Source organism: Paenibacillus sp. FSL R7-0297 (genome assembly GCF_038009025.1).
Classification (GTDB): domain Bacteria; phylum Bacillota; class Bacilli; order Paenibacillales; family Paenibacillaceae; genus Paenibacillus_AQ.
On record NZ_JBBPAQ010000001.1, the window covers coordinates 2,514,574 to 2,527,459 of the forward strand.

Sequence of the window (12,886 nt, forward strand, 5' to 3'; positions counted from 1 at the left end):
TGCAACTCTGAGGCCTAGATATCCGTGTATTCGCTAGGATTGGATTATGGCCGAGATGAGTAGGGGAATGTTGTATTTTGGGTAGGATTTTCACAAAAGGAACAAGTGAGGCCTGTGAGTATTATCTATACTCAATAATATATTGGAAGTAGTCCGCTGCGCTCTGATTGATTTCTTCATCACTAGCCTGAAAGGAGGCTCCGAAGACGGCGAAATAGGGTAATGCGATCGCACCCACATGCGCGGCACTGGCTTTAAACGGGGCTATAACCTCATCTACTGTAAAAGAAACGGAACCGGCTGTCTGGTAATTTTCCTGCTTATCACCGATTGACATAGCTATTCCCAGCTTCTTTCCACTCAGCTTATTCCCGTTTGAACCATACGCCCAGCCGTGGGTGAAGACGTCATCCAGCCACTTTTTCAGTAGAGGCGGGTAACTATACCAATATAAAGGAAATTGAAAAATAATATGGCTGTGTGCTTCGAGTAAACTTTGCTCTTTCGGAACATCAATGCTCCAGTCCGGGTACTCCTTGTAAAGCTCATGGACCGTAACTTCCTCTGGATGCTGCAGCAGCTCTTGTTTCCATCTTTTGTTTACTCTTGAAGCTTCGATATTTGGATGTGCTAGGATCACAAGGGTTTTCATAATCAGTCACCTTTCCGGCGGGGATTTGCTTTATGCAGCTGTTTATATTATTTTGGAAGCCAGTAAAAATGTAAATACACACAATAAAGTAACAGGGTTACCTCAAAGTGTGCATTGGACTAAGGTTCGTTATATGGCATGATAGAAATCATAAGATAAGTTAGGCTAAATTAATTAGGGTGTGATGAGGTGGCAGGAATGAAAGAATATCATTTAGGCATAGAAGCAACGCTTGAAATTCTCGGAGGAAAGTGGAAAGCGTTAATCATATGTAATCTAATGTCGGGTAAGAAACGGACAAGTGAATTACAGCGCATTATCCCGGGCATCTCGCAAAAGGTTCTGATCCAGCAGCTCCGCGAACTCGAAAGGGACGGAATGATCGGCAGACAGGTCTATCATCAAATGCCGCCCAAAGTTGAATATTATATAACGGAATATGGAACAACAGCCAATGGAATTATTGACGTAATGTGTTCATGGGGCAGAGCCAACATTGCAATTCGACAGCAGCAGGGTGAAGAAGTGATGTTGCTGGAAAATATTCCGAACGATTAGTAAACCTGCGTTCCCTCACTATATAAAATGACCGCCATTGACAATAGTTTGACATCAAACTATAATCCATGTATGGAAACTAGAGATGTGATTTCGCTGATCTCCAAGATCAGAGAGAAGGTTAACCGGTTCATTGCCCAAGAGATGGTGAAGCAGGGCATAGAGGGGATAGGCACTTCGCACGGGGACATTATTTATGCGCTGCTGCAGAAGCCGAGGCTTACTATGGCAGAGATCTCCGCCAAAATTAATAAAGACAAATCGACCGTCACGGCACTGGTGGATAAGCTGGTCCGGCTTGGTATGGTGACGAAAGAAAGGGAGAAGGAGGACACCAGGTTTGTGTACGTTGCTCTGACGGGGAAGGGGAGGGGGCTGGAAACGGTTTTTGAGGCGATATCCGCAGACATGCTGGAGCAGTTTTACCTCAATGTCACCGAACAGGAGAAGGAGGCGCTGCTGAGCATTTTAATTAAAATCAATAACAACTTCTAAAAAAATATATTATATAGTTTGATATCAAACTAAAATTCAAAGGAGGAAATACTTGTGAGAGATTACACGACAGAATTGCCGCCGCATACAGAGAAATACATCGGAGAGAACGATCTGTATCTGCAGATATTTGCAGGAAGGAACCTCCCGGAAGACGCTGACCGCAGGCCACCTTTACTATTCGTGCATGGTGCCTTTACCGGAAGCTGGATGTGGAGCAAATACATTCCTCATTTTATCCGTGAAGGCTGGACCTGTTATGTCATGAATCTGAGAAGCCATTACAGAAGCAGAGTGCTGGATATGACGGAGATAACCTTCGGGGACTATCTGGAGGATATCAGCGAGGTTATCGCTGAGTGCGGGGCTCCGCCTATTGTGATCGGGTTCAGCATGGGCGGGATTCTGAGCCAAAAGCTGGCGGAAACGGCAGTTCTAGCTGGGCTTATGCTGATCGACTCAAGTATTTGTAAGGAGGTTCATGACCGGGTGCCTTACCGGGACATCGTCCGGACACAACCTGGCCTCGTAGTGCCTGCCCCGGTTCGTGAGGAGCTTACAAGCATAGATGAATCGGCAGAGGATATAGCTTTCCAAAGGAAGTACCTGACCATGGAGTCTGCCAAGGCGTTTAGCGCTTTTTCTTATCATTACGGTGCGGACGGAATTCCGGTAGACAGCCGGTCCATTACTTGCCCTTGTCTGGTTATCCATGCTGTTAACAGTGCGGAGGACGACCGCAGGGGCAAAGTAAACGCAGAGCATTTTCATGCAGAATATAAAGGCCTGTGGAACACCACCCATACCGGTCTGCTCGTAGGGCAGCGGTATCTGGAAGCAGTGGAGACTGTTCTGGAGTGGCTGAGAAGATTATTTTAGAGCGGAGGAAGAACGGAAGACCTCCTATACGGACTCAGGAGTGCTTAATTCTCCGAAAAGGAATGAATTGAGCAGAGTAAATAAAAAGCCGCATGAACCGGATGATCCGGTTGCTTGCGGCCTTGTTTGAGTGTGGATTTTCAAGTTGAAAAATAGTTCAATCTATATACATCCGGTTAGATTAATGGAATTTGACAGTCTTGATCCGTGATTCCTGTTCGTAAGTAAGCGGGCTTGGCGTTTGCGGTGTGTGCAAATGGCGCTCTACGCTGTATTCCATTTTCCGGTAGTCTTCTTCCCCAGAAGCCATCCCAGGCTGCCACATTCCGGTTACCCAATTCTTCAGTTCCTTAATTCCTGCCAGCATTGCATTCATCCTCCTTGGCGATGAAATCCGATGGTTAATAGGGTTTCGATCACTTTTGTTTACGCTTTCATTATAACACGGATCAGTTGAAAATCAAAGGTGTGTCCGTGTGAAATAGACAACAAAAGAGTACAAAGTGTGAATTGGAGAGGGTTTGTGCTTTGTGAAAGGAGTTATGTCCTTGTGGGGGAGACAATAGGCAATGAGGAATGGTAAAAGAACAAGCGACTGCCGGAAATGGCGGTCGCTTGCAGCAAATTCCTGTATGGCAAGCTTATTTTATACGTTTCAATGCGGCTTCCTCATCAATAGAACGTCTGGCCAGCATGTCCAGTGTAGAATCATGTATGGTTAATGTTTGTCTAACCGCTCGAGAGTGTCCCTGGTTGCAATGACTTCAGCATTGACTTCGGATACAGCCTGCTGGATCAGCGGGATCAGCTTCGTGTCTTCTTTGATGCTGTCAATATCAGCCTTCATTGTGCCCAGATCGGACTTAACCTCGCTCAGATCAGATTTCATTCCCTGTAATTCCGTAAGAATCTGTTGCAAAATCGGATCGCTCATCGTCACAGCTCCTCAAATATGGATTACATCAGAAGCGGACTTTTTGGATTATGTTTAATTATTATAGCATAAGCCGGGGGGACAGGCCGAGGAAAAAGAGCAAACTAGCTGAAGCGCGGCAACCCTGCCTGGAGCAAAGAAAATCTCTAATAATGAATGTTTTAACCAGAGGATGTCTAAGAGCCTTCTTTTATCCTGCGGGATGAAAGAGGGTTTTTTATTGCGGCAGCCTTAAATATCCAAGAAAATCTTGGGTATACTATACCAAACGAACGGGGAAGGAGGGCATCTATGGAACCGGACACACAGAATATTCCTACCCTGCGGCATATTCTTAATGAATTCGATCAGTGTGCGGATCTCAGCCACCGGCGCTTTCCTGAACTCTCCGCCGATATTGTGTATTTCCCGCATACGGTGGATAACAATCTGCTAATCCAGGAAATATTGCGGCCCTTTGACCGGCTTCAAGCGGATGGGCTGGATAAGTTGTTCCTCCAGTCCCAATTTGTTGAGACAAGGGAGTCCAAAGCTGTGGTGGTCGGCATACTGGAGGGCTGTGTAGCTGTCTTCCACGGGGAAGCTGTCTACTTACTGGACGCCTACGGCCAGGAAGGCCGCAGTGTACAGCAGTCGGAAACGGAGACGGTAATTGCCGGCCCTCACGATGCTTTTGTAGAATCCGCTCCTACGAACCTGAGCTTAATCCGCCGCCGGATCAAAAGCTCGCATCTGAAAATTATCCAGTGTGAGATCGGAGAAATTTCCAAAACAACTGTGTACATCCTTTATATCAAGGATATTGCCAATCTTAAATATGTCCGGGATCTGCAGAACCGGATCAACCGGATTGAGACAGATGCGATTAATGACGGGGGGACGCTGACCCAATTCATTGAGGATATGCCGAATTCGGTCTTCCCGCAGTTTCTGACTACGGAAAGACCTGATGTGGCTGTGTCGAAGCTGGCCGCCGGACGGATCATCACCATCGTTGACAATAGTCCCACAGCGATCAGTGCGCCATCCTCTTTTTTTGAATTCTTCTCATCACCGGATGATTACTACCAGCGCTGGGCACTGGGAACGGGACTGCGGCTGCTCCGGTTTCTGGCTCTTGTAATAACGATTTCATTCACAGCGATGTATGTGTCGGTAACTACCTTTCATTATGAGATGATTCCGGAAGCACTGCTCCGAACGTTGGCCGAATCACGGAACAGGGTGCCGTTTCCTCCTGTTTATGAAGCGCTGCTGATGGAAATCATGATCGAGCTGCTGCGGGAAGCCGGAGCGCGTCTGCCAACCAAAATTGGCCAGACGATCGGGATCGTAGGCGGGATTGTGATTGGTCAAGCGGCTGTACAGGCTGGTCTGACAAGTAATGTGCTTATTATCGCAGTAGCCTCATCTGCCATTGCCTCTTTTGTAATTCCCAGCTATATGATGAGCGCCTCCATCCGCCTGATCCGCTTCGGAATCATAATACTCACCGGAATATGGGGCAATATTGGACTTGTAATGGGTATAGCCCTGATCGTAATTCATTTATCCAACCTGACGAGTCTGGGCTCGTCCTATCTGACCCCTATTGCTCCTATGAAGACGGGGGACTGGAAGGATGTATTTATCCGTGCTCCTTTCTCGAAGCTGAACAGCCGTCCGTCCCAGAGTAAGACCATGAATTCTATCAGGCAAAAAAACAAAAAGTAGGAGTATACGTTATGCCCGAAAAGCTGCGCCCCTTTCATATTGCCGTTCTAATGCATTTGACCCAATCCGGAATTGTAATCTTCACATTGCCCCGCAATCTGGCTGACTATTTCGGTACCAACGGATGGCTTTTTCTGGTGCCATGTATCGTAGTCTCTACCTTCAATATCTATTTAATTTCACTGGTCTTCCGGCTTGGTCAAGGGAGGTCTGTATTTGAAATTATGGAGCAGTCGATTCCAAGGGCGGTGCTGTATCCTTTTTATGGCGGTCTGGCTGCGGTCTGGCTTGTTTTTGGCTGCATGATCGGCAAGAAATACGTGCTAATCTTCCAAATGCTGTCCTTCCCGACAACGAATCCCATGGTGTTCAAGCTGGCTGTGGACATTCTGGCCTTTCTGATGATTACCAAAGGAATCTATTCCATCTCCAAAGCGGCTACGCTGTTCTTCTGGCTGTCCGCCTGGATGTATCTGCTCATGCTGTGGTTTTTTCCGTCGTTCCGCTGGGAACGCCTGACTCCGTTTATTCTTAAAGGCGGGCATGATCAGCTTAAAGGAGCCATGGAGATCTATTCCGCTTTTCTCGGTTACGAATTATCGATACTGCTGTTTCCTTACGTGAACAAGAACAAAAAGGCTATGGCGGGTGTCCATGCGGGAAATCTCTATTTAGCTGTGCTATATATCTCGCTGGCGATCATCTGCTTCGGGTTCTTCAGTCTGGGGCAATTGAAAAAACTGCTCTATCCCTTGCTTGATTTGCTGGCGTATATCCAATTCCCGTTTATAGAGAGGCTGGAGAATCTGCTGTACGGTCTGTTTCTGTTCCCGGTTCTGGTCACTGTTGTAATGTACTGGTGGGCGGCACAAGAGTCGGTGCGAAGAATACTTCCCAGGATAAAACTATCCTTGCTCACCTTCCTGCTGATTGCGATTTCCTACAGCATCTCTTTTATTCCGAAGACACTGGATGCAGTGGGGGTCTGGATCACTAATCTGGGGTATGCGGTGACCGGGATTGCTTTCGGATTTCCGGTACTATTGCTTCTATTGCTGCTGATTCAGCGGAAAGGGGGAGAGGTCCGTGCATAGACAGAACTATAGCATGGCAAGGTTGTTCCTGATTCTATTGCTTCTGCCTCCTCTGCTGCTGACCGGATGCAAAAGCGACGAGAGAATCCTTGAGAAGCTGGGCCTGGTGCAGACGGCGAGCTATGATCTTGCAGAGAATAACAGGATCAAAGTTACCTCCTGCGTCCCGGTCATTGACCCGAATTCCTCCGTACGCCGCGAGTTGCTGTCTACTGTCTCGGATAGCATTAAGGAAGCGGGAATCATGTTCTCCAGACAGACAGATTTGACGGTTGTCAGCGGGCAGCTCAGAGATGCATTGTTTGGCCTGAAGCTGGCCAAAGCCGGACTCGGGGATTACATTGATACCCTGCTGCGGGACCCCTCTATAGCCCTTGGCGTCAAGGTTACGATTATTAACGGGGATGCCGGTGAAATTCTGGCCAAGGAGTACAAGCCGCATACGGATACCGGAAGATATATCAATCACCTGCTGGAGAAAGAGGCGGCCGGCAACAGCATTCCCAATACCACACTGTATGAATTCTCCCGCGACTATAATGACGATGGCATAGATCCGGTGGCACCGATAGTAAGGGATAGCGGGGACAAAGCCGTTATTGACGGTATTGCCTTATTTCAGGAGGACCGTTACAGAATGAAGATTCCGGCTCAAGACGGGATATTCTTCGGACTGTTCCGTGATGATCTAAGACAGGGAGAGGTTGCTCTCCATTTGGGCGAAGAGGCCGGACGGCCGGCGGTAGTGATGTTCAGTTCATTATTGAATTCACGCAAGGTGAAGGTTCATCGTCTGGGGGCAGACCGGTTCAAAGTCGAGCTTCTGGCGAACATCCAGGGCTCTGTGCTTGAATATACCGGACACCATTCTCTGAATAAGGCCGGGATAAGGCAACAGCTGGAGCGGGATATCGCAGACGTGATTATGGCCAAAGCCAAAGAAATGGTGCTGCAAATGCAGCAGCATAACGTGGATAGTCTCGGAATCGGGATACAGGTAAGGAACTCTTTGAGTTATAAAGAGTGGAATCAAATGAATTGGCGGGAGGTTTATCCGCAGGTGGAGATAGCGTGCAAGGCCAAGGTGACAATCAAGGATTACGGGAAATACATGTAGGCACTACCCTAATTATTTCAATTTATAAATATACAAAATAGGGCAATGGGTGTAAAATTGCATTACTTAGGTCTTCCCGGAGCATACGACTTGAATAGATGTACACCAGAAACGAGTGCCGCCCTTGGAAGGGCGGCTTCAACGTTTCTACTTGTATGCCTATATGTGAATAAATGCGCATGGACCTCTGGCCTGAGAGGCAATGCCGCACTACACCACTGGATGATCCTGTTCCCGGAAGCAGAAGCGAAGCAACAGCAAAATGATGAAGCGAAAAGAGACGGAGGAATTAAGATTCATGGAGAGAAAAAACTGGAAGAACCTTATGAAAATAGTAATGTTGACTGCTGCGGTTGGTCTGGTAGCGGCTGGCTGCGGAAATTCGAATAATGCAGGCAATGCCAAAAATGCAAGCTCCGGAAATGCTGCGGAAGCTCCAGCTGAGCCGGTTACCATATCGCTTGGACTGCTGCCTTCGATTGATGCCATTCCGTTTATTATTGCACATGAGCAAGGCTTCGATAAACAGCATAAGGTTAACCTCGATATCCAGACCTTCAAGAGCGCCAAGGACCGCGATGTAGCTTTTCAAGCCGGCAAAGTGGATGGCCTCAGCGCAGATCTCGTAGCAATTTCGATCTATAATGAAGCTGGACTGGATGTCAAAATCACCAGCACTACAACGGGTGAATTTGATCTGCTGACCGGAAATGATGAAGTCAAAGAGGTTAAGGATCTGAAGGGCAAGACGGTCATACTGTCCAAGAATACCTCGACCCAATATACCGTGGCGATGATGCTGAAGCAGGCCGGCTTGACCGAAGACGATATTACGGTAACCGAAGTGCCACAGATTCCAACCCGTCTGGAGCTGCTGAAAAGTAATAAGGCTGATGCAGCCGTCCTTCCGGAGCCGTTCGTGACGATGGGCAAAACTGCAGGCCTGCGCGTTCTCAGCTCGACCCATAGTGCAGGGATTAACCCGTTCGTGCTGGCTTTCCCGCAGAGTGCGATTGATGCCAAGGGACAAGCAATCCGTGATATGTATGCCGCTTATGATGAAGCTGTAGATTATATGAAAACGCATGACCAGTCGGAATATATCGATCTGATTATCAAGGAAGTGGGTTATCCGGACACCCTGAAGAATGAGATTCAAGTGCCGGAATACCTGCCTGCTTACCAGGTGGATGTGAAGGAAGTGGAGGCTGCCTTCGCCTGGGCGCGTGAAAAAGGATTGCTCACCAAAAATATATCGGCTGAAGAAGTGATCTCCGATGTCCAGTTTAAAGAATAACGGACTGCGGATTCATAACCTGCATGTAGCTTACACCAATGGGCAGCTCGCGCTCGGGGATATGAATCTAACCCTGCCGGAGCATGGGATATATACAGTAATAGGTCCTTCGGGCAGCGGCAAATCCACGCTGCTGCGGGCGATTGCCGGCCTGCTGCCGGGGTATGAGGGGGAAATGCTCTTCAACGGCAGATCCGTCCATGACAAGGACACGCTGATCGGGCTGGTGCCGCAGAATTATGGGCTGCTCCCCTGGAAGACAGTCCGTAACAACATCCGGATTGCCATGAAAATTGCCCGCCCCGGCGGCGTGAGCCAAAATAAGCAGGAGCAGGACGGGCAAATCATGCATTGGCTTGAGTCCATGGGTATAGCCGGACTGGCCGGCCGGTTTCCGCTCTCGCTGAGCGGCGGGCAGCAGCAGCGGGTGGCTATTGCCCGCGCGTTCGCCATTCTGCCGACCCTTCTGCTGCTCGATGAGCCGTTCTCAGCGCTGGATGCCATTACGCGGGAAGGGCTGCAGCAGATTTTTATCGACAACTGGCAGGCTCATCCGGCAACTACGCTGTTCGTCACCCATGACATAGAAGAAGCGATTCTCCTGGGACAGAAGATTATCGTGATGCTGCCCGGGCAACAGGAGCCTCCTGAGATTCTCGATAACTCTGCTGTGTTTGCAATGAAGCATGTGGACAAGCGGGAGAGCGATGAGTATTTCGAGCAGAGTAAGAGAATCAGAAGGGTAATGATGGAGAAATGGTGAAAAAACGGCATCTCCCTCACCTGCTGCGGCTGCTGTTCGTTTTTGCAGGCATGAATGTAATCTGGTATATAGCCTATCTGCTGATGAATCATTCCATTCTGCCAAGTCCGGGTGCAGTCTATGAAGCTATGTTTCATCTCGGGGCGCGTGATGTGGCGCTGAACGTCGGCTACAGCCTGCTCCGGATTTTCGAGGGTGTGCTGCTGGCACTGCTGCTCGGACTGATGGTAGGCCTGCTGATGGGCCGCTCTCCGCTCTGGAACAGGCTGCTGGATCCGGTGGTGTATCTGACCTATCCGATTCCCAAGATTGCGCTATTGCCTGTAGTGATGCTGTTCTTCGGCCTCGGGGAGATCTCCAAAGTGCTGATGATCATGCTGATCCTGCTGTTCCAGATAATCATATCCGTACGTGATGGTGTGAAGGCAATCCCTGAGAGTACATATGATGTTCTGACGAGCATCGGCGCCAGCTCCATGCAGAAGTTCTGGAATGTGACGCTCCCCGGCGCACTGTCGGTCATTCTCAGCACCATTCGTATCTCTCTTGGAACGGCAATATCGGTGCTGTTCTTCACCGAAATTTACGGTACAGAGCATGGCATGGGCTTCTTCATTATGGATGCCTGGCTGCGGCTGGATTATCCGGAGATGTATGCGGGAATTATGCTGTTCAGTCTGGTAGGCTTTGTCCTTTTCCTGCTGGTGGATCTGCTGGATTACCGGTTTATGAAGTGGCGGAGGTAGTCTGTACACGGGTATTGTCCGCATAAGGACGGTGCCCGTTTCTTTTGAAATATAAGAATTTATATGTTTCACACGATAACTTATCCTTCTATTTCTCGCTGAAACAACACCGTCCCTTAAAAGGACGGCAAAGCCGTTTCTACTTGTTTGAGAATGCTGTAATTTCCTGTCGCAAATATAAGATGGTAAATATATCTAAATATAATTATAATTAGAATATCCATGTTGCTTATTTGAGGAGGATGAAATGTTTTGAACAGTAAACGTAATCAATTTATTCAGCAAACCGCCCGGACAGCCCTGATTACTTCGGTAACGCTTGCATTACTGCTGCCTGGCGGGCTGGCTGCTGCGGATTCCAGCTACACTTCGGTGACGCCGCCTCTCTCTACAGCAGCTGCCGGACAGGCCGCCAATTCCGCAGCCCCGGACCCGGCCAAGGCCAAAATCACACAGGAGCAGGCCATTGCCAAGCTAAGAGAGTGGTTTCCCGTTCTGAAGGAAGCGACGGTATCCAATGTACGGCTTGGCACGGATTCTTACCCTCCTTCCGGGAACCAGATGGTGTGGAATGTCCAGTGGCAGTATCAGCTGGGCAGCTCAGGTTACGGGTTCTCCAGTTTGGTTGATGCGATGACAGGTGATCTGGTGAATACGTATATTTCTTATCCTATGTTGAGGGAGAATGCTTTTTACCCTCCGGAATTCTCCCGGGAGGAGGCGCTGGCGAAAGCCCGCAGCTTTATTGCCATGGCCGCACCATCCCTGGCAGCGACGGACCTTGTACTGGATGATAACGACCCGACTTATATGGGCAGAGACGCGCTCTTTGGTATATTTGAATATAGGTTTCATTTCAGAATCATGAGAAACGGGCTTCCCTCAGCAGCGGATATGCTGAACATCGCCGTAGATGGAAACGGGAATATCGTTCAATTCAGCAAACCGGCTACAGACTTAGTGTATCCGTCAGCGAAGCCGGCGGTCTCCCTGGAATCAGCAACCAAGCAATTTGCCGGGAACTTTAAGATTGGGCTCTATTATATTCCTCTATATAAAGACGGCGCGGCAGTGCGCTGGATTCTGGGCTGGCGCCCTGAGAGTGAGTCCCTGTTCCTTGTAGATGCCCAGACTGGCAAAAGCATAGATAACGAAGGCGAGGCAATTACGGCAGCTGTTACTTATGAGGCGGTTCCAGAGCGGAAGAATGCTTTCCAGCCGTCAAGCGCCGCCGGGCTAACCGCAGCTGCAGCGGCGAAGCTGGTACAGCAGGTCGCCGCGATTCCTGCAGAACGCAAGCTGTCAGGCCAGAACTCTGGCGTGAATTCCCAGAATGATAAGCAAAAGCTCTGGAGATTATCCTGGGAAGCAAGCCGCACGGCTGCTAATATGGCAATGCCGGAGCGTACGTACGCTGAAGTAGACTCCAGCACCGGAGAAATCATTCAATTCCAGCTGGATCAGTATGGAGGCCAGGCATTGAAGGAACAGCCTGCACCTGCAGGCGGAACCAAACTGACGCAGGCACAAGCCAAGGAGAGGGCGATAGAGCTTATCAACCGTCTGTATCCTAAGGCTAGCGGAAGTCTTAAGCTGGTTGAGCATGGAGGGAAGTGGAGTATCCTTGAAGATGGGAAGGGGTACCGTTACCAGTTCTTGCGCTATTATCAGGGTATTCCGGTTAGTGACAGTAATATAGTCATGACTATGGATGTTTACGGCAGACTGCAAAGCTACACGAATACAGGCAACACCGGTTATGAAGCGCTCAAAGATAAGCCTGTTCCGGCAGTTTCCGGGGCGGAAGCACTTCAGAGCTATCTCGCTAGATACGATCTTAAACTGCAGTACAGCAGTATAGGCGGATATAACATAAATAATAAGTATGTTGAACAGGTAGTTAAGCTGGTATATGCTCCGACTCCGGCAGATTCTCAGGATACCTATAAGGTACTGGATGCGCAAACTAAGGAATGGGTCACGACCTACGAGAGCCCGTTGCAGTCACGGAGTGGAGCGGAGGCAGTTGATCTTAAGGGGCATGCAGCAGAGCAGGCGTTGACCGAGCTGCTGAAATACGGCGTGCTGAGCACAGATGCGGACAAGAAGGTGAATCCGGACCAGGAGATAACGGCCGGAGACTGGTTTACCCTGATTGCCAGATCCTCAACACCGTATTATGCAGGATATTCGAATGGTTCTGAACCTAAAGCCGTGGCTGGAGTGAGTCCGGACAGTCCTTATTATGAAGCTGTCAGCTATGCGGCAGAGCGTGAATGGATCAGCAGAGAGGCTGCGCTGCAGCCTGAGAGTAAGTTAAGCCGCGAACAGCTTGCTGTTCTGCTTGCCTCCTTCCTGAAGTACGATAAGCTTTCAGCTTTTCTGGGTAATGATTCTGTCATAACCAGCTTCAGTGACAATGCGGCCATTCAGGATAAAGGGGCAGTGGCGCTGGCTGTGAAGCTGGGATTGCTGCAGGGAGAGAGCGGAAAGTTCAATCCACAGCAGATTGTAACCAAGGCGCAGGCAGCTAATGTAATCATGAAGCTTGTAGAGCTGCAGGGCAGAACCGATCAGGTGATCGGCCAATAGAGAATGAAGCACAGCAAAGCCCGTTTCCGCCACTATGGCAGAAACG

Annotated in this window: 13 protein-coding genes; 10 read left to right on the plus strand and 3 right to left on the minus strand. The window is 49.1% G+C overall.

What is annotated here, in order from left to right:
* Positions 1–121: 121 nt before the first annotated feature.
* Positions 122–652, minus strand: coding sequence for an NAD(P)H-dependent oxidoreductase (locus MKZ24_RS11130; RefSeq protein ID WP_340782926.1), 531 nt, complete (start codon positions 650–652; stop codon positions 122–124).
* Positions 653–850: 198 nt separating this feature from the next.
* Here MKZ24_RS11130 and MKZ24_RS11135 point away from each other — a divergent pair, with 198 nt between their 5' ends.
* The 3 genes from MKZ24_RS11135 (at position 851) to MKZ24_RS11145 (ending at position 2,584) form a co-directional block, all read left to right on the plus strand.
* Entirely contained in the window at positions 851–1,210 is a 360-nt protein-coding gene (locus MKZ24_RS11135; protein WP_042239142.1) for a winged helix-turn-helix transcriptional regulator, read from the plus strand.
* 87 nt (positions 1,211–1,297) lie between these two features.
* Complete coding sequence (locus tag MKZ24_RS11140; protein WP_340782931.1) at positions 1,298–1,705, plus strand: MarR family winged helix-turn-helix transcriptional regulator; 408 nt, start codon at positions 1,298–1,300, stop codon at positions 1,703–1,705.
* Between the two features lie 54 nt (positions 1,706–1,759).
* Positions 1,760–2,584 carry an alpha/beta fold hydrolase gene (locus MKZ24_RS11145; RefSeq protein WP_042239135.1) on the plus strand — a complete coding sequence of 275 codons (825 nt, stop codon included), beginning with the start codon at positions 1,760–1,762 and terminating at the stop codon, positions 2,582–2,584.
* Between the two features lie 181 nt (positions 2,585–2,765).
* On the opposite strand, the gene MKZ24_RS11150 is transcribed toward MKZ24_RS11145, so the two are convergent.
* Both MKZ24_RS11150 and MKZ24_RS11155 read right to left on the minus strand, forming a co-directional pair.
* Positions 2,766–2,951, minus strand: coding sequence for a hypothetical protein (locus tag MKZ24_RS11150; RefSeq protein WP_039297739.1), 186 nt, complete (start codon positions 2,949–2,951; stop codon positions 2,766–2,768).
* Positions 2,952–3,302: 351 nt separating this feature from the next.
* Complete coding sequence (locus MKZ24_RS11155; protein ID WP_042239132.1) at positions 3,303–3,518, minus strand: hypothetical protein; 216 nt, start codon at positions 3,516–3,518, stop codon at positions 3,303–3,305.
* Between the two features lie 291 nt (positions 3,519–3,809).
* On the opposite strand from MKZ24_RS11155, the gene MKZ24_RS11160 reads away from it, so the two are divergent.
* The 7 genes from MKZ24_RS11160 (at position 3,810) to MKZ24_RS11190 (ending at position 12,840) form a co-directional block, all read left to right on the plus strand.
* On the plus strand, positions 3,810–5,231 hold the full coding sequence (locus MKZ24_RS11160) for a spore germination protein (RefSeq protein ID WP_042239128.1): 1,422 nt from the start codon (positions 3,810–3,812) through the stop codon (positions 5,229–5,231).
* 11 nt (positions 5,232–5,242) lie between these two features.
* Positions 5,243–6,325, plus strand: a complete 1,083-nt coding sequence (locus MKZ24_RS11165) for a GerAB/ArcD/ProY family transporter (RefSeq protein WP_340782943.1) — start codon at positions 5,243–5,245, stop codon at positions 6,323–6,325.
* Complete coding sequence (locus MKZ24_RS11170) at positions 6,318–7,442, plus strand: Ger(x)C family spore germination protein (protein ID WP_340782945.1); 1,125 nt, start codon at positions 6,318–6,320, stop codon at positions 7,440–7,442. The genes MKZ24_RS11165 and MKZ24_RS11170 overlap by 8 nt, the downstream gene beginning before the upstream one ends.
* A gap of 325 nt (positions 7,443–7,767) precedes the next feature.
* On the plus strand, positions 7,768–8,739 hold the full coding sequence (locus MKZ24_RS11175; protein WP_340782948.1) for an ABC transporter substrate-binding protein: 972 nt from the start codon (positions 7,768–7,770) through the stop codon (positions 8,737–8,739).
* On the plus strand, positions 8,720–9,502 hold the full coding sequence (locus MKZ24_RS11180; protein ID WP_340782951.1) for an ABC transporter ATP-binding protein: 783 nt from the start codon (positions 8,720–8,722) through the stop codon (positions 9,500–9,502). The genes MKZ24_RS11175 and MKZ24_RS11180 overlap by 20 nt, the downstream gene beginning before the upstream one ends.
* On the plus strand, positions 9,496–10,248 hold the full coding sequence (locus MKZ24_RS11185; RefSeq protein WP_042239117.1) for an ABC transporter permease: 753 nt from the start codon (positions 9,496–9,498) through the stop codon (positions 10,246–10,248). Before MKZ24_RS11180 ends, MKZ24_RS11185 begins: the two co-directional genes overlap by 7 nt.
* A gap of 252 nt (positions 10,249–10,500) precedes the next feature.
* Positions 10,501–12,840: an S-layer homology domain-containing protein gene (locus tag MKZ24_RS11190; protein WP_340782955.1), complete on the plus strand. Its 2,340-nt coding sequence runs from the start codon at positions 10,501–10,503 to the stop codon at positions 12,838–12,840.
* Positions 12,841–12,886: the final 46 nt, after the last annotated feature.

Excerpts from the sequence above, each read along its gene's own strand:
- MKZ24_RS11175 (WP_340782948.1), top strand. The coding sequence starts at position 7,768 with ATGAAAATAGTAATGTTGACTGCTGCGGTTGGTCTGGTAGCGGCTGGC.
- MKZ24_RS11185 (WP_042239117.1), top strand. The coding sequence starts at position 9,496 with ATGGTGAAAAAACGGCATCTCCCTCACCTGCTGCGGCTGCTGTTCGTT.
- MKZ24_RS11150 (WP_039297739.1), bottom strand. The coding sequence starts at position 2,951 with ATGCTGGCAGGAATTAAGGAACTGAAGAATTGGGTAACCGGAATGTGG.
- MKZ24_RS11155 (WP_042239132.1), bottom strand. The coding sequence starts at position 3,518 with ATGAGCGATCCGATTTTGCAACAGATTCTTACGGAATTACAGGGAATG.
- MKZ24_RS11180 (WP_340782951.1), top strand. The coding sequence starts at position 8,720 with ATGTCCAGTTTAAAGAATAACGGACTGCGGATTCATAACCTGCATGTA.
- MKZ24_RS11130 (WP_340782926.1), bottom strand. The coding sequence starts at position 652 with ATGAAAACCCTTGTGATCCTAGCACATCCAAATATCGAAGCTTCAAGA.
- MKZ24_RS11160 (WP_042239128.1), top strand. The coding sequence starts at position 3,810 with ATGGAACCGGACACACAGAATATTCCTACCCTGCGGCATATTCTTAAT.
- MKZ24_RS11135 (WP_042239142.1), top strand. The coding sequence starts at position 851 with ATGAAAGAATATCATTTAGGCATAGAAGCAACGCTTGAAATTCTCGGA.
- MKZ24_RS11165 (WP_340782943.1), top strand. The coding sequence starts at position 5,243 with ATGCCCGAAAAGCTGCGCCCCTTTCATATTGCCGTTCTAATGCATTTG.